Consider the following 16,768-nt stretch of genomic DNA (forward strand, 5'->3'; position numbering starts at 1 on the left):
TATGGAAATAATGACTTATTTTCCGGCGTTTTTATTAGTATTCGCTCGCGTCGCATCTTTTTTTGCCACGGTGCCGTTGTTTTCGTATCGAACGATTCCGAACACCCATAAAATTGGGCTGTCGTTTTTTCTTAGTTGGACGATGTTCCTTGCGATGAAAAAAGAGGCAATTCCACTTGATGACACGTACGTATTGCTAGTAGGAAAAGAAGTGCTTGTCGGGCTATGCCTTGGGTTTTTTGCCTATCTTATGATGGCAGCCATTCAAATTGTTGGTGGGTTGATTGATTTTCAAATGGGGTTTGCGATTGCTAACGTTATCGACCCACAAACGGGAGCGCAAAGCCCACTGTTAGGGCAATATTTATATATATTTGCCCTTTTGCTACTGTTAGCTTTGAATGGCCATCATCTATTATTAGACGGGGTGTTTTATAGCTACCATTTTATTCCATTGCATACAGTCGTTCCGTTTGGCCATGAACAATTTGCCCGCTTTGCATTAAAAACGTTCAGCGAAATGTTTGTCGTTGCGTTTCAAATGTCCGCCCCGATTGTTGGAAGTTTATTTTTAGTTGACGTTGCGCTTGGCGTTGTTGCGCGAACGGTACCACAACTCAATATTTTTGTTGTCGGGATGCCTGTCAAAGTAATTGTCGGGTTTTTACTGCTCATGGTGATGATGACAACATTGTTTATCGCTGCCCAACATTTGTTTGAAACGATGGTGATATCGTTGCGCGATTTAATGGGCATTATAGGGGGCAAATAAATGAAAACGTTACGTCTTGATTTGCAATTTTTTGCTGGGGAAAAAACAGAAAAAGCAACACCTCGCAAGCGTCAAGAAGTACGCGAAAAAGGACAAGTCGCTAAAAGTGCCGATTTAAACACGGCGGTTGTGTTGTTGTTTACCTTTCTTACGTTATTGTTTTCTGGTAGTTTCTATAAGGAAACGTTTTTTCGTTTTTTGCAACAATCGTTTCAACAATATATAAAAACAGATGTGACCATCGATTCGGTGCATTTGTTGTTTTTAACGATTTTGCAACAAATGGCATGGGTTGTTGCCCCCATCTTTCTCGTCGCTCTTTTTGGGGCGTTTGTTGCTAATTTTTTGCAAGTTGGCTTTTTATTTACGACGGAGCCGCTGCAAATGAAATTAAGCAAACTTGACCCGATTCAAGGGTTTAAGCGTATGTTTTCCTTACGTTCGCTCGTCGAATTATTAAAATCGATTTTAAAAATCGCGTTTGTCGGGTTTATTACTTTTTTTGTCCTTTGGATGAAGCTTGGACAAATTTTGTCATTGACGACGAAATCGTTACAAACGACATTAAGCTCGTTAGCTAGTTTAGCCGTACAAATGGGGCTTTACGCGTCGATTGCTTTATTGTTTCTCGCGCTTTTAGATTATTTGTATCAGCGGTTCGATTTTGAAAAAAACATTCGTATGTCAAAACAAGAGATTAAAGAAGAGTACAAAAAGACGGAAGGTGACCCGCTAATTAAGTCAAAAATTAAGCAAAAACAGCGGGAAATGGCAATGAAGCGCATGATGCAAGAAGTACCGAAAGCTGATGTCGTCATTACGAACCCGACGCATTACGCCGTCGCGCTCAAATATGAAGATGGCGAAATGGAAGCTCCTATTGTTGTTGCTAAAGGGGTCGATTATATGGCGCTGAAAATTAAACAACTAGCAAAAGAGCATGATGTCGTGACGGTGGAAAATCGTCCGCTTGCTAGGGCATTATATAGTCAAACGGAAATTGGCGATGCCATTCCGGAGCAATTTTTTAAAGCGGTAGCGGAAATTTTAGCATATGTATACCGACTAAAACGAAAAATTTAGCCTATTTTAGCCGACAACGGCTAGGAAATTTGCATCGATGGCGATGCTAATCAAGGAGAGAAATGAAATGCCAGCAAGAGACTTGTCAGTATTGCTCATGGTTGTTCTCATTGTGGCGATGTTAATTATTCCGCTTCCAACGTGGCTTCTTAGCGTGCTGATTATTATCAATATTTCGTTAGCGTTGTTAGTGTTGTTAACATCGATGAATATGCGCGAGCCGCTACAATTTTCGATTTTTCCGTCCTTATTATTGCTTTTAACGCTGTTTCGTTTAGGGTTGAACGTCTCGACAACCCGTTCGATTTTAAGCAAAGGCGAAGCAGGGGGCGTCGTTGAAACGTTCGGGACGTTTGTCGTTGGCGGAAACGTTGTTGTCGGCTTCGTCGTTTTCTTAATTTTAATTATTATTCAATTTGTTGTCATTACGAAAGGAGCAGAGCGTGTATCCGAAGTAGCGGCTCGTTTTACGCTTGATGCGATGCCTGGAAAACAGATGAGTATTGATGCTGATTTAAACGCTGGGATGATTTCTGAACAAGAAGCGCGGAATCGTCGCGAAAAAGTCGCGCAAGAAGCGGACTTTTACGGAGCGATGGACGGGGCAAGTAAGTTCGTGAAAGGGGACGCGATTGCCGGGATTATTATTGTCATTATTAACATGCTATTTGGCATGGTCGTTGGCGTCGTCCAACAAGGATTAGACATAGCGGAAGCTGCCCATCGGTATACGTTGTTAACCGTTGGGGACGGCATCGTCAGTCAAATTCCGGCGCTACTTATTTCGACAGCAACAGGGATTGTTGTGACGCGAGCAGCGTCTGACAGCAACCTCGGTGCTGATATTATGCGGCAGTTGTTTGCATTTCCGAAAATGCTGTACGTCACAGCAGGAACAATTTTTTTACTAGGGCTGTTTACGCCAATTAATGACGTATTAACCATTCCAATCGCCAGCTTATTAGCGCTTGGTGGATATCATTTTTCAACAAAAGCAGAAAAAGAAGATGAAACGGTAGTAGAAGCGCAAAGTGAAGTAACAGAAATGGATCAAATGAAAAGCCCAGAAAGCGTCGTGAACTTATTAAGCGTCGATCCGATTGAGTTTGAATTCGGCTATGGGCTTATTCCGCTCGCTGATGCGAACCAAGGGGGCGATTTGCTTGATCGCATCGTGATGATTCGCCGGCAGCTAGCGCTTGAGCTTGGTCTTGTCCTTCCGGTTGTGCGCATTCGTGACAACATTCAACTCCAGCCAAACGAATACCGGTTGAAAATAAAAGGAGACGAAGTAGCAAGAGGGGAGCTGCTACTTGATCATTATTTAGCGATGAGCCCTGGAATTGACGATGACGCTATCGAAGGAATTGATACGCTCGAGCCTGCGTTTGGATTGCCAGCAAAATGGATTTCCGAAGAAGTGAAAGAACAAGCAGAAATGTTTGGTTACACGGTCGTCGACCCGCCGTCGGTCGTTTCGACGCACATTACGGAAGTGTTAAAAGCGCATGCACACGAATTGCTCGGTAGACAAGAAACGAAACAATTAATTGATCATTTGAAAGAATCGTACCCCATTTTAGTGGAAGAAGTCACACCAACCCCTCTTTCTATCGGCGATGTACAAAAAGTGTTAGCGAAATTATTGCGAGAAAAAGTATCGATTCGTAATTTGCCAGTCATTTTTGAAACGCTTGCTGATTTTGGCCGGATGACGAGCGATACGGACATATTAACAGAATATGTACGCCAAGCGTTGGCGCGACAAATTACAAGCCAGTACGCGGTACCAGGGGAACCGTTGCGGGTCATTACGTTGTCTGGAAAAGTGGAAAAAGCCATTGCGGAAGGGGTACATCAAACAGAGCACGGCAACTATTTGTCGCTTGACCCGAGCGCGTCGCAAGCAATCATTGAAGCAGTAGCGATGCAGCTAGAGCAACATGCAGTGCCAAACCAGCCGCCGATTTTGCTTTGTTCACCGGCGGTAAGAATGTACGTGCGTCAGCTCACGGAGCGCTATTTTCCTCATGTTCCTGTCTTATCTTATAATGAACTAGAGGCAACTGTGGAAGTTCAAAGTGTTGGGGTGGTGGATATCGAATGAAAGTAAAAAAATTTGTCGCTCCGTCAATGCCGGAAGCGATGAAAATGATTCGGGCAGAGCTTGGAAACGATGCGGTCATTTTAAACTCAAAAGTCGTTCATAAAGGCGGTTTTTTCGGATTGTTCACGAAAAAAAATATCGAAGTGATTGCTGCCGTTGATCCAAAGCCTGTTCGTTCTGCGATGGCGGAGAAAAAAGGGAAGTCCGTAGAGCCCCTTTTGCAACGTTCCGCTGTGGAGGCGAAACAAGTGGCAGATGCTGCGTTGTTAAATGAGTTAAACGAACTAAAAACGATGCTCAAACAGCTGTCAACGAATGTGACGACAAATTTTGCCGTTTATCCACAACCGCTAAGCGAACTGCATGAATCGTTAGCCGCACAAGAACTGTCGAACACGCTTCGGCAAGAAATAATGGATGAACTCGTCGAGCAATGGTATTTGCAGCGAGGCGAGGCAGATAAAAAACAGCTGTTGCAGTGGGCGAAAGAGTGGTTGCTAAAAAAAATGGCCGATTTGTCGTTCGGTGGTATTTCATTTACGAAAAAATATGTGAACGTCGTTGGACCGACAGGTGTTGGCAAGACGACAACATTAGCGAAAATCGCTGCACATTGTGTATTGAAGCACCAGAAAAAAGTGGCGTTTATTACGACAGATACGTACCGAATTGCGGCGATTGAACAGTTAAAAACGTACGCGAAAATTTTAGATGTTCCGTTAGAAGTATGTTACAACATCGATGATTTCCGTGAAGCGAAGAAAAAATTTTCTGTTTATGATCTTGTTTTTATCGATACAGCCGGTCGGAACTTCCGCAACCGGCAATATGTGCAAGATTTGCGTGAAATTATTGATTTTGATGCGGAGATAGAAACGTTTCTTGTGCTTGCGTTAACGGCAAAGTATATGGACATGAAAACGATTTACGAACAGTTTTCGCTCATTCCGATTGACCGTTTTATTTTTACGAAACTAGACGAAACGAGCCAATATGGTGCGATGATCAATTTAATGACAGAATCTCGTGTCGGAGCTGCGTATTTGACGAACGGACAAAATGTACCGGACGATATTGTCGAAGCAACTCCTGAAAAAATCGTCAATACGGTGCTTGGGGTCGATGGAAGATGAGAGATCAAGCCGAAAGCTTACGTCTAAAATTGAGTCGAATGAACAAAGGTGCGGAAACGAAAACGATGGCGGTCATTAGCGGAAAAGGTGGTGTTGGAAAGTCCAATTTTTCGCTCAATTTTGCGTTATCGTTAGCAAACCGTGGCTTTCAAGTATTGCTATTTGACATGGACATTGGTATGGGGAACATCGATATTTTGCTTGGTCAGTCGTCGCATGCGACGATTATTGATTTGTTTCAGCGGCGCATCTCCATTCAAGAGTTAATCCGAAAAGGACCGAGCAACTTATCATTTATTTCTGGTGGAACAGGACTAGCGAAGCTATTTACGATGGATAATGAAAAAGTCGATTATTTTTTAGAACAACTTCAATCGGTGTCTGCGCAGTACGACTACTTTATTTTTGATATGGGGGCAGGCATGTCGGAAGACCGGCTGCGATTATTAATGGCTGTCCATGAAATTTTTGTCATTACGACCCCCGAGCCGACCGCGATTATGGATGCGTACGCAGCGATGAAATACATTCATCTCCAAGAAAAACGAGTACCGTTTTATGTAATCGTCAATCGCGCACAAACGGACCAAGAAGGGCGAGATACGTTACAACGATTGAAAAACGCAATGAAACAGTTTCTTGGCAAAGACGTAACCAAATTAGGGGTTTTGCCGGAAGATCGCACCGTTTCTAAAGCGGTCACAAGCCAAACGCCATTTTTGCTTTTCGACCCGACAACGAAAATTAGTCGGGCGATGAATGAATTAGTGGAGCGTTACTTAGCCAATCGGACGATCGACGAAGCGACTGCTTCCCGTCCTGCCAATTTTTTTGCAAGACTGCGCCAGTTTCTATTAGAAAGGTAGTGAGTGGATGAAGCACATCAAGGTATTAGTTGTCGATGACTCCGCCTTTATGCGAAAAGTAATTACCGATTTTTTATCGGAACATCCGCAAATTGAAGTCGTTGGAACGGCTCGCAACGGAAAAGATGCGTTGGAGAAAATCCCGTTACTTCGTCCTCATGTCGTTACGATGGACGTTGAAATGCCGGTGATGAACGGGCTAGAGGCGCTAAAAACGATAATGGAAACCGGCCCTTTACCAGTCGTCATGCTTTCGAGTACGACGAAAGAAGGGGCGGAAAATACGATTTTAGCGATGCAATACGGCGCGGTTGACTTTGTCACTAAACCGTCTGGCAACATCTCGCTTGATTTATATAAAGTAAAAGAACAGTTAATGGAGAAAGTAATTCTTGCAAGTCGCGCTAACTTGCGCGGAATCAAAAAACAGGAGTTTCCGCAAACAACAGCTAGTTATCGGCCGGTTTCTTATAGTAGAATAGAAGTACAACCTTCGACAAAACGGAAAAAAATTGTATGCATCGGTACATCGACAGGCGGTCCGCGAGCGTTGCAACAAGTGTTAACACACCTCCCGAAACAAATTCCGGCACCGATTGTCATCGTGCAACATATGCCAAAAGGATTTACGAAATCGCTCGCGCAACGACTTGATACACTATGTGAGATTTCTGTTAAAGAAGTGGAGCATCAAGAAGAGTTAAAGCAAGGAACAGCCTACATTGCGCCGGGTGGAGCACATTTTACTGTCGTTCCGTCGAGTCGGTCGCTCGTGGCACATCTCGATTACTCTCCGCCACGAAACGGTCATCGCCCTTCTGTCGATGTGTTGTTTGAGTCCGTTAGCGAATTGCAAGAGTATGAGAAAGTTGCCGTCATTATGACAGGAATGGGGGCTGACGGCACAGCCGGATTGAAAATGTTGAAAGAAAGAGGTTTGACAACAGCGATTGCCGAATCGGAAGAAACAGCAGTAGTGTTCGGTATGCCGAAGGCGGCAATCGCTGCGCAGCTAGTCGATGATGTAGTGCCTTTAGAACAAATTGCGAACACGATTATGAAATATACCGGCGGGCAAGGGGTGTAGAACGATGGATATGAGCCAATATTTAGAAATTTTCATTGACGAAAGCAAGGAACATTTACAAACGATTAACGAACAGCTGTTGGAACTAGAAAAAAGCCCAGATGATCTTTCGATTGTAAATGAAATTTTCCGCTCGGCACATACATTAAAAGGAATGTCAGCAACAATGGGATTTGAAGACTTAGCGAATTTAACCCATCAAATGGAAAATGTGCTTGACGGTATTCGCAACCATAAAATTGTCGTTACGCCGGAGTTAATGGACGTTGTGTTTCGGGCGGTCGATGATTTAGAGGCGATGGTGAACTCCATTGCTAGCGGCGGCGACGGCAAACGGGACGTTCGCGAAGTCGTTCAACAACTGAAACAAATTGAACAAGGCGACGTTCCAACTACGAAAACGGAACAACCTTCTACGACGTCGACGCTTACGCAAACGTATGGGGAATTTGAATATAACGTGCTCCAACATTCCAAAGAGCAAGGGTTTCATACGTACGAAATTCTCGTCAAATTACGGGCGGATTGTTTGTTGAAAGCCGCACGTGTGTTTATGGTTTTTGACGCATTAAATCAAGTGGGTGAAGTGATTAAAGCGAACCCGCCGGTTGAGCTATTAGAAGAGGAAAAATTTGATCAAGAATTTGTCGTGACCGTTGTCTCAAAACAATCTGCGGAGCAATTACATGCGCAAATTAGTAAAGTGTCGGAAGTAGAAGAAGTAATAGTAACTGCTATTGATGTCGACAAATTGCGGCCAAGCGAACTAGCATCGTCTCAACCGGTGCTGTCCAAAACAGAAGCGGCGGTGACGGCTGAAAAAGAAGAACAAAAAGAAGAGAACGTAGAAGCACAGAAAGAAGAAAAAGAGCACCATAAAGCAGTGGCGAATAAAACGATTCGCGTCAACATTGAACGGCTTGATATTTTAATGAACTTGTTTGAAGAGCTTGTGATCGACCGCGGGCGGCTCGAACAAATTTCGCGTGAGTTGAACCATCCGGAGCTGCACGAAACGGTCGAGCGGATGTCGCGCATTTCGAGTGATTTGCAAAACATTATTTTAAATATGCGCATGGTTCCGGTCGAAACAGTCTTTAACCGCTTTCCGCGCATGGTGCGCCAACTTGCCCGTGATTTAGGCAAGAAAATTAACCTAGAAATTATCGGGGCAGAAACAGAATTAGACCGCACCGTTATCGACGAAATTGGCGACCCGCTTGTACATTTGTTGCGCAATGCGATTGACCATGGCATTGAAATGCCGGAAGTGCGGCGGGCGAAAGGGAAACCGGAAGAAGGAACGGTCAAATTAAAAGCATATCATAGCGGCAATCATGTGTTTATTGAAATCGAAGATGACGGAGCCGGCATTAACCGCGAGAAAGTATTACAAAAAGCAATTAACAAAGGAATTATTTCTAAACAAAACGCCGCCAATTTAACAGACAAACAAGTGTATGAATTAATTTTTGCGTCTGGCTTTTCGACGGCCGACAAAATTTCGGACATCTCAGGGCGCGGGGTTGGTCTTGATGTCGTCAAAAGCACGATCGAATCGCTTGGCGGTTCGGTAACGATTGATTCACAAGAAGGGGTTGGCTCGATCTTTTCCATCCAATTGCCGCTTACGTTGTCTATTATTTCGGTGATGCTAGTCGAAATTCAACAAGAAAAATATGCCATCCCGCTGTCGTCGATTATTGAAACAGCAATTATTAAAAAAGAAGATATTTTACACGCCCATCACCAAAAAGTGATCGATTTCCGCGGCAAAGTCGTTCCGCTTCTTTTCTTAAAAGAAGTGTTCGACGTGCCAGTAGTTAAAGAAGAAGATGACTTTTTCTCGGTCGTTATCGTCCGGAAAGGAGAAAAGATGGCAGGGCTTGTCGTTGACTCCTTTATCGGGCAACAAGAAGTTGTTTTAAAATCGCTCGGCAACTACTTAACGTCGGTTTTTGCGATTTCAGGCGCTACCATTTTAGGCGACGGTCAAGTGGCGTTAATTATCGACTGCAACGCATTAATTAAGTAGGGGGGAGAAGGGTGGTCAACCAAGAAAGCGAATTAAAGGTGATTGTTTTTCAATTAAAAAACGAAGAATATGCCATCCCGGTGCAGCAAGTTCGTTCGATTGAAAAAGTGCAGCACATTACGCGCGTTCCGCGGACACCGAAATTTGTGAAGGGTGTTATTAATTTGCGTGGGGTAGTGACACCAATTATCGACTTGCGCGAACGGTTTGGCATCGAAGCGATCCCATTTAACGAACAGACGCGCATCATTATCGTCGCGCTTGATGATATGGAAGTGGGGCTTGTCGTCGATGCGGCGAACGATGTGCTCGATCTTCCTGTTAAAAGCATTGAACCACCTCCGGAAGTAATTGAGGCGGTGGAAGCCGATTACATTAAAGGAGTGGCGAAAGTTGGCAAGCGATTATTAATTTTGCTTCATTTAGAAAAAGTATTAGAGAAAGACACATCTACAGTGTAAATGGAAAGGTCGTTTGATCAATGGCAACTATTCGTGATTTGAACGCGGATCATATCGATATTTTAAAAGAAATTGGCAATATTGGTGCTGGGAATGCGGCTACCGCGCTTTCCCAGCTATTAAATAAAAAAATTGAAATGAACGTGCCAAATGTACAAATCGTTTCGTTTGATGAAATGATGGATTTAGTAGGCGGTGCTGAACAAGTTGTCGCGGCAGTATTTTTACGGATTGAAGGAGAAGCGCCAGGGAGCATGTTTTTTGTACTATCGCTGCCGCAAGCAGAGCGATTTGTGAAACAAATGACAGGGGACGCTCTGTTTTCTCTCGCTTCTCCTCACCCGTCAGAACTAGGAATATCTGCTTTGCAAGAATTAGGAAATATACTAGCAGGCTCTTATCTTTCTGCGCTTGCCGATTTTACAAAATTAACGCTTTACCCATCTGTCCCGGCGTTAACGGTCGATATGATTGGCGCGATTTTGCAATATGGGTTGCTAGAATTGTCTCGCGTCGGAGACTATGCGATTGTGATTGATACGGCTGTTCACGAAGAACAACAGCCGGAAGATAGCATTAATGGCCACTTCTTTTTACTTCCTGATCCAGATTCATTCGTTCCGATTTTTCGTTCATTAGGTGTTTCATATGAATGAACTTGTCCATGTCATTAAAGTCGGAATTGCGGATATGAATGTCGTTCAACCGCCTCATCTTATTCGTACTTCTGGATTAGGTTCGTGCGTAGGGGTGGTCATCTTTGACCAAATGAAAGAAGTGGCAGGATTAGCGCACGTCATGTTGCCAGATTCTTCATTGGCGCGATCAGAAACAATCAATATCGCCAAATATGCGGATACGGCTGTTGAAGCATTAGTGGAACTCATTATTAAAGCTGGAGGACGGAAAAATTGGCTGAAGGCGAAGTTGGCAGGGGGAGCACAAATGTTTTCCTTTCAATCGGCAAATACAGATATGATGCGCATCGGACCACGGAATGTCGAAGCGGTAAAGCGAGAGTTAGAGCGGTTTCGCATCCCGGTTGTCGCGGAGGATGTCGGGGGAAGTAGCGGACGAACGATTGAATTCAACCCGAAAACGTGCATATTATCCATTCGTACAGTCAATCAAGGAGTTAAAGAAATATAATGGCAGGGACAGTGATCATTAACATTTTATTAGGGATATTTGGCTTTTTCATTGTGTTCCTTTTATCCTTTTCCGCTAATAGCATTACTACGACGTTGACGCGCAGTGCAGTCACATTTGTTCTCTTTTTTCTAAGTGGCTATTTATTTCGTTGGATGTTTGCGTATATTCGGAAAGATCCGGTGAAACTAACGGTAATGCCACCATCCAAAGAGGAAGATTTGCAACAATTGATGAAAGGATTGAGCGAGGAAGAGGCGCAAAAAGTGGCTGCCTATATTCGTCATATGCTGCAAAACGAAAACGATTCGTAAAAGCAGCGCCGGACAGTTTGACGATAAACGAGGAGGAGTAGTATGGCAAACGTTTCAGCGCGCGAAGAGCAAAAACATTGGCAAAATTGGGTGATGAATCGTGACCCACAAGCGGCGGATGAACTTGTGCAAAAATATATGCCGCTTGTGCATTACCAGGTGCAACGAATCGCTATTTCTTTGCCGAAAAATGTGAATAAACAGGAGTTAATCAGTTTCGGACTGTTAGGACTATATGACGCGCTTGAAAAATTTGATCCTTCTCGCGATTTGAAATTTGATACGTACGCCTCGTTTCGTATTCGCGGCGCCATTTTAGACGGGTTGCGAAAAGAAGATTGGCTTCCGCGCAGCTTGCGAGAAAAAACGAAAAAAATTGAAGCGACCATCGCCAAAATGGAGCAACAATATATGCGTGAAGTGACGGCGAAAGAAGTGGCCGATGCGTTAGGGATGGCGGAAGAAGAAGTATATACGGTCATGAATGAAGGATTTTTTGCGAACATTTTATCGTTAGATGAATGGCCAAAAGAAGAAGACGACGGTCCGTTAACGTTGCGCGATGAAAAAGCGATTTCCCCAGAAGAAACAGTGTTACACGAAGAATTACGCCAACAGCTTGCTGAAGTCATCCAGCAACTAAACGAAAAAGAACGGCTAGTGATTAGCTTGTTTTATAAAGAAGAATTGACATTGACAGAAATTGGGCAAGTGATGGGACTATCGACATCGAGAATTTCCCAAATTCATTCTAAAGCGCTTTTTAAATTGCGTAAAATATTAGAAAAAGCGTTGTAATCGCCACAACGGCAAAAAGGAAGTGATCAATATGAGTTTAAAATTAGTAGAACTACAAATCGCACTTCCAAGAACGTACGACATTGCGAAAATTCAAGAGCAACTTCATCACCACCCTGAGCAGCTACAAGCTCAACTAACAGCTGCCATGCAAAAGCAGGAAGAACGAAGAAATCGGCAAGTGACGAACAAACGAACAGCATTTGATGCCCGCTGGCAAAAAGAAAAGCACGAGCCGCATCAAGCGGAGCATCCATACAAAGGAACAAACATCGATTTAATGGGATAGAGGGGTTCGATGACAGCATTTTTATTAACCATTAGCTTTGTTTTACACGCGCTTTCGCTGTTTATTATCATTTTATTGTATTTACAGCTGGCAAAAATTAAAGAGGTAGAGAAGCGACAGGCGCAAATAATCGAGGAAATGGAGCAGACGGTGTCGGCCTATTTTATTGAATGGAAAGAAGAAAACGAACGGTTTTTGCAAGCCTTATCGAAAACATTACACCACCGCTCTAGCGTGAAGAATGAGGCGAAAGTAGAAAAATCAGCAACAACACCGAACGCCGCTCCTCTGGAGCAAAAAGAGAGCGAATGGTCGCCGCTAGCACACGTTGACGAAATGAAAGATACGGTCGAAATTCGCACTATCCGACCGAAGCCGGCGCCGCTTTCCTTAGCAGAACAGGCGGCACAGCTTTATAAAGAAGGGAAAACGATTGAAGAAATCGCAAAAACGCTAAAAAAAGGAAAAACGGAAATTGAATTGCTCTTGAAATTTCGGCAAATGTGAAATACAGCTTGATTGTCATTTCTAGTTGTGATATATTTTTACATGGTGTGAATACACACGCTTCAGGATTTAAGCAATGGTGCTGCGGAGGCAGTCTTGCTTAAAGATGAAAGAAGCGGAGGAATGAAAACCAAACTATAGGAGGAAGAACGAATGTCAGTTATTTCAATGAAACAATTGCTTGAAGCTGGTGTTCATTTCGGACACCAAACTCGCCGTTGGAACCCAAAAATGAAAAAATACATTTTCACCGAGCGTAACGGCATCTACATCATTGATTTGCAAAAAACGGTGAAAAAAGTAGAAGAAGCATACAACTTCGTTCGCGATTTAGCAGCAAACGGCGGGAAAATTCTTTTCGTCGGTACGAAAAAACAAGCACAAGACTCTGTAAAAGAAGAAGCAGAACGTTCTGGTATGTTCTATGTGAACCAACGCTGGTTAGGCGGAACGTTAACAAACTTCGAAACAATCCAAAAACGTATTAAACGTTTAAAAGAAATCGAAAAAATGGCAGAAGACGGAACGTTTGATGTATTGCCGAAAAAAGAAGTTATCGGTTTGAAAAAAGAATTAGAACGTCTAGAGAAGTTTTTAGGCGGTATTAAAGAAATGAAACAATTGCCGGATGCATTGTTCGTCATCGATCCACGCAAAGAGCGCATCGCAGTGGCAGAAGCGCGCAAATTGAACATTCCGATCGTTGGTATCGTTGACACAAACTGCGATCCAGATGAAATCGACTACGTTATCCCTGCAAACGATGATGCCATCCGCGCTGTGAAACTATTGACAGCAAAAATTGCGGACGCGATTTTAGAAGCAAAACAAGGCGAAGAAGCCGTTGTTGCAGCAGAATAACGTGCACCTGAACAAGTGGCGGAAAGGTGATAAGAGGGGAAAGCCTTTTATCACCTTTTTTTGAGACAGAAAATGGCGCAAATCGGCTATACTAAAAAAAGCGTAAACAAAATTTGCGCTGCGAATTTTGTGGATATACATAAAAGGAGGATATTTATGGCAATTACAGCTCAAATGGTAAAAGAGTTACGCGAAAAAACGGGCGCAGGCATGATGGACTGCAAAAAAGCGCTCACAGAAACAAACGGTGATATGGAAAAAGCAATCGACTGGCTTCGTGAAAAAGGTATTGCGAAAGCTGCGAAAAAAGCAGACCGTATCGCTGCGGAAGGAACAACATTCATTGAAGTAGAAGGAAACAGCGCAGTCATCGTCGAAGTGAACTCGGAAACAGACTTCGTTGCGAAAAACGACGATTTCAAAGCGCTTGTCAAAGAACTTGCGACACATTTATTGAAAAACAAACCAGCAACGTTAGAAGAAGCGTTGCAACAAAAAATGGAGAACGGTGCAACAGTAGAAGAGCATATTAATGCAGCGATTGCGAAAATCGGGGAAAAATTAACGCTTCGCCGCTTTGAAATTATCGAAAAAGGCGACAATGCTGCGTTCGGCGCTTACTTGCACATGGGTGGTCGCATCGGCGTATTGACGCTATTAGAAGGGACAAGAGACGACACAATCGCGAAAGACGTCGCGATGCACATTGCCGCGCTTAGCCCGAAATACGTATCGCGCGACCAAGTATCGCAAGCAGAAATTGACCGTGAGCGCGAAGTGTTAAAACAACAAGCACTAAACGAAGGAAAGCCAGCAAACATCGTCGAAAAAATGGTCGAAGGCCGCTTAAACAAATTTTATGAAGACATTTGCTTATTAGAGCAAACGTTTGTAAAAAATCCAGATATGAAAGTGCGCCAGTTTGTCGAAGCAAATGGGGCGACAGTGAAAAGCTTTGTTCGTTACGAAGTAGGCGAAGGAATCGAAAAACGTCAAGACAACTTCGCAGAAGAAGTAATGAGCCAAGTAAGAAAGCAATAACTGGAATAGGGAACACAGCGGTGTTCCCTATTTTTAAAGATTAGCTATACGGAGGAGTCGCATGAGTAATCCAAAATATAAACGTGTCGTGCTGAAATTGAGCGGAGAAGCGTTAGCTGGCGATCAAGGATATGGCATTAACCCATCCGTTATTCAATCGATCGCCAAACAAGTGAAAGAAGTAGCAGACCTAGGAGTAGAAGTCGCTGTCGTTGTCGGAGGCGGAAACATTTGGCGCGGAAAAACAGGTAGCGAAATGGGCATGGATCGCGCAACCGCAGACTACATGGGCATGCTTGCTACCGTCATGAACTCGCTTGCGTTACAAGATAGCCTCGAACATCTCGGCGTTGAAACGCGCGTACAAACATCGATTGAAATGCGCCAAGTGGCGGAGCCGTATATCAGAAGAAAAGCGATTCGTCATCTTGAGAAAAAGCGTGTGGTCATCTTTGCCGCTGGTACAGGGAATCCTTACTTTTCGACCGACACGACTGCTGCATTGCGCGCTGCCGAAATTGAAGCGGACGTCATTTTAATGGCGAAAAATAACGTTGACGGTGTGTATAGCGCTGACCCGAAAGTCGACCAAAATGCCGTGAAGTACGATGAATTATCGTATTTAGACGTCATCAAACAAGGACTTGGCGTCATGGATTCGACCGCTTCATCGCTATGCATGGATAACGACATTCCACTTATTGTATTTTCCATTATGGAAGAAGGCAATATTAAGCGTGCCGTTCTTGGCGAAAATATTGGAACAGTTGTAAGGGGGAAATAACAATGGCAAAACAAGTACTCACAGCAACAAAAGAAAAAATGGACAAAGCTGTTCAAGCGTTTACTCGCGAATTAGCAAGCGTTCGTGCCGGAAGAGCAAACCCAGGATTGTTGGAAAAAATTACAGTTGACTACTACGGAATGCCGACACCAATTAATCAGCTAGCAGGCATCCATGTGCCGGAAGCGCGCTTGCTTGTCATCCAGCCGTACGACAAATCGATTTTAAAAGATATTGAAAAAGCGATTTTAGCTTCAGATTTAGGATTGACTCCTTCTAACGATGGCTCTGTTATTCGCATTACCATTCCGCCGCTAACAGAGGAGCGTCGCCGTGAACTTGTGAAAGTTGTGAAAAAATATTCGGAAGACGCAAAAGTAGCGGTACGGAACATTCGTCGCGATGCGAACGACGAGTTGAAAAAGCTCGAGAAAAACGGGGAAATTACCGAAGATGAATTGCGTGGCTACACAGACGATGTGCAAAAACTAACAGACGACCATATTGCCAAAATTGATACGATTACAAAAGAGAAAGAAAAAGAAATTATGGAAGTTTAGTCCCTCACGACATAAAACCCTCTATGTGACAAGAGGGTTTTTTTGCTATAATGAAAAAGCGACATGAGGTACATGTTTGACGAAACGATGACTTCTTGATTACACTAGCCTCATAGTGAATGGAAACAATCGAGAAAACGGAGGACTAGGATGTTTAATAAACTTTGGAAAGGTCATAAACCACTTTCTACGGAATATACAAAAGAAGAAGTGTTGCGGCACCCGATTCCAGAACATGTGGCAATCATTATGGACGGAAACGGGCGCTGGGCGAAAAAGCGGTCGTTGCCGCGCGTTGCCGGCCATTACGAAGGAATGCAAGTCGTTCGGAAAATTACGCGGTTTGCCAATGAACTAGGCATTAAAGTGTTAACGCTCTATGCGTTTTCCACAGAAAATTGGAAGCGTCCGAAGCAGGAAGTCGATTACTTAATGAAGCTTCCAGAACAATTTTTGACGACCTTTTTGCCTGAGCTAATCGAAGAAAACGTCAATGTCCGCGTCATCGGAAATCGCGATCAGCTCCCAGAGCATACGCGTCGTGCAGTGGAAAAAGCGATGGAAGAAACGAAACATAATACAGGGCTTATTTTAAATTTTGCGCTCAATTACGGCAGCCGCCGAGAACTTACGTATGCGATGCAAGAAATTGCGAAACAAGTGACAAAAGGACAATTAACACCGGAGGAAATTACCGAAGATGTCATCGCTTCGTATTTAATGACAAAAGATTTAAAAGACCCTGACTTACTTATTCGGACGAGCGGAGAAATTCGCTTAAGCAATTTTATGCTTTGGCAGCTGGCATATACAGAGTTTTGGTTTACGGATGTGCTCTGGCCAGATTTTACGGAACAGCATTTATTACAAGCGGTCGCAGAATTTCAGCAGCGCGGCCGTCGATTTGGAGGCGTATAACGA

Annotated in this window: 19 protein-coding genes; all 19 read left to right on the forward strand. The window is 43.6% G+C overall.

The window, feature by feature from the left end; all coding sequences use genetic code 11:
- Position 1: 1 nt before the first annotated feature.
- The 19 genes from fliR to GGR02_RS02120 all read left to right on the forward strand — a co-directional run bounded on the left by fliR (position 2) and on the right by GGR02_RS02120 (position 16,765).
- Positions 2-772: a flagellar biosynthetic protein FliR gene (fliR, locus tag GGR02_RS02030; RefSeq protein WP_183183087.1), complete on the forward strand. Its 771-nt coding sequence runs from the start codon at positions 2-4 to the stop codon at positions 770-772.
- Complete coding sequence (gene flhB, locus GGR02_RS02035) at positions 773-1,855, forward strand: flagellar biosynthesis protein FlhB (RefSeq protein WP_183183088.1); 1,083 nt, start codon at positions 773-775, stop codon at positions 1,853-1,855.
- Between the two features lie 67 nt (positions 1,856-1,922).
- Positions 1,923-3,962 (forward strand): flagellar biosynthesis protein FlhA, encoded by a 2,040-nt coding sequence (gene flhA / locus GGR02_RS02040; protein WP_229706030.1) that lies wholly within the window; start codon positions 1,923-1,925, stop codon positions 3,960-3,962.
- Positions 3,959-5,095 (forward strand): flagellar biosynthesis protein FlhF, encoded by a 1,137-nt coding sequence (flhF, locus tag GGR02_RS02045; RefSeq protein ID WP_183183089.1) that lies wholly within the window; start codon positions 3,959-3,961, stop codon positions 5,093-5,095. The genes flhA and flhF overlap by 4 nt, the downstream gene beginning before the upstream one ends.
- Complete coding sequence (locus GGR02_RS02050) at positions 5,092-5,961, forward strand: MinD/ParA family protein (RefSeq protein WP_183183090.1); 870 nt, start codon at positions 5,092-5,094, stop codon at positions 5,959-5,961. Before flhF ends, GGR02_RS02050 begins: the two co-directional genes overlap by 4 nt.
- Before the next feature lie 7 nt (positions 5,962-5,968).
- Positions 5,969-7,048, forward strand: a complete 1,080-nt coding sequence (locus GGR02_RS02055; protein WP_183183091.1) for a protein-glutamate methylesterase/protein-glutamine glutaminase — start codon at positions 5,969-5,971, stop codon at positions 7,046-7,048.
- A gap of 4 nt (positions 7,049-7,052) precedes the next feature.
- A complete protein-coding gene (locus tag GGR02_RS02060) occupies positions 7,053-9,083 on the forward strand; it encodes a chemotaxis protein CheA (protein WP_183183092.1) in 2,031 nt (676 codons plus the stop codon).
- A gap of 11 nt (positions 9,084-9,094) precedes the next feature.
- The gene (locus tag GGR02_RS02065) at positions 9,095-9,544 is read left to right on the forward strand and encodes a chemotaxis protein CheW (protein WP_183183093.1); all 450 of its coding nucleotides are present in this window, start codon (positions 9,095-9,097) and stop codon (positions 9,542-9,544) included.
- 20 nt (positions 9,545-9,564) lie between these two features.
- Positions 9,565-10,200, forward strand: a complete 636-nt coding sequence (locus tag GGR02_RS02070; RefSeq protein ID WP_183183094.1) for a chemotaxis protein CheC — start codon at positions 9,565-9,567, stop codon at positions 10,198-10,200.
- Complete coding sequence (locus GGR02_RS02075) at positions 10,193-10,693, forward strand: chemotaxis protein CheD (RefSeq protein ID WP_183183095.1); 501 nt, start codon at positions 10,193-10,195, stop codon at positions 10,691-10,693. Before GGR02_RS02070 ends, GGR02_RS02075 begins: the two co-directional genes overlap by 8 nt.
- Complete coding sequence (locus GGR02_RS02080; protein ID WP_183183096.1) at positions 10,693-11,007, forward strand: hypothetical protein; 315 nt, start codon at positions 10,693-10,695, stop codon at positions 11,005-11,007. The genes GGR02_RS02075 and GGR02_RS02080 overlap by 1 nt, the downstream gene beginning before the upstream one ends.
- A 42-nt stretch (positions 11,008-11,049) precedes the next feature.
- Positions 11,050-11,805, forward strand: coding sequence for a FliA/WhiG family RNA polymerase sigma factor (locus GGR02_RS02085; protein ID WP_183183097.1), 756 nt, complete (start codon positions 11,050-11,052; stop codon positions 11,803-11,805).
- A 31-nt stretch (positions 11,806-11,836) separates the two neighbouring features.
- A complete protein-coding gene (locus GGR02_RS02090) occupies positions 11,837-12,094 on the forward strand; it encodes a hypothetical protein (protein WP_183183098.1) in 258 nt (85 codons plus the stop codon).
- A gap of 9 nt (positions 12,095-12,103) precedes the next feature.
- Entirely contained in the window at positions 12,104-12,601 is a 498-nt protein-coding gene (locus tag GGR02_RS02095) for a DUF6115 domain-containing protein (RefSeq protein WP_183183099.1), read from the forward strand.
- 153 nt (positions 12,602-12,754) lie between these two features.
- Entirely contained in the window at positions 12,755-13,462 is a 708-nt protein-coding gene (gene rpsB, locus GGR02_RS02100) for a 30S ribosomal protein S2 (RefSeq protein ID WP_066323880.1), read from the forward strand.
- Positions 13,463-13,534: 72 nt separating this feature from the next.
- Positions 13,535-14,503, forward strand: a complete 969-nt coding sequence (tsf, locus tag GGR02_RS02105; RefSeq protein WP_458294258.1) for a translation elongation factor Ts — start codon at positions 13,535-13,537, stop codon at positions 14,501-14,503.
- Positions 14,504-14,564: 61 nt separating this feature from the next.
- The gene (gene pyrH / locus GGR02_RS02110; protein ID WP_183183101.1) at positions 14,565-15,287 is read left to right on the forward strand and encodes a UMP kinase; all 723 of its coding nucleotides are present in this window, start codon (positions 14,565-14,567) and stop codon (positions 15,285-15,287) included.
- Positions 15,288-15,289: 2 nt separating this feature from the next.
- Complete coding sequence (frr, locus tag GGR02_RS02115; protein ID WP_183183102.1) at positions 15,290-15,847, forward strand: ribosome recycling factor; 558 nt, start codon at positions 15,290-15,292, stop codon at positions 15,845-15,847.
- Between the two features lie 150 nt (positions 15,848-15,997).
- Positions 15,998-16,765 carry an isoprenyl transferase gene (locus tag GGR02_RS02120; RefSeq protein ID WP_183183103.1) on the forward strand — a complete coding sequence of 256 codons (768 nt, stop codon included), beginning with the start codon at positions 15,998-16,000 and terminating at the stop codon, positions 16,763-16,765.
- The last annotated feature ends 3 nt before the right edge of the window (positions 16,766-16,768 follow it).

Source organism: Anoxybacteroides voinovskiense (genome assembly GCF_014196205.1).
Classification (GTDB): domain Bacteria; phylum Bacillota; class Bacilli; order Bacillales; family Anoxybacillaceae; genus Anoxybacteroides; species Anoxybacteroides voinovskiense.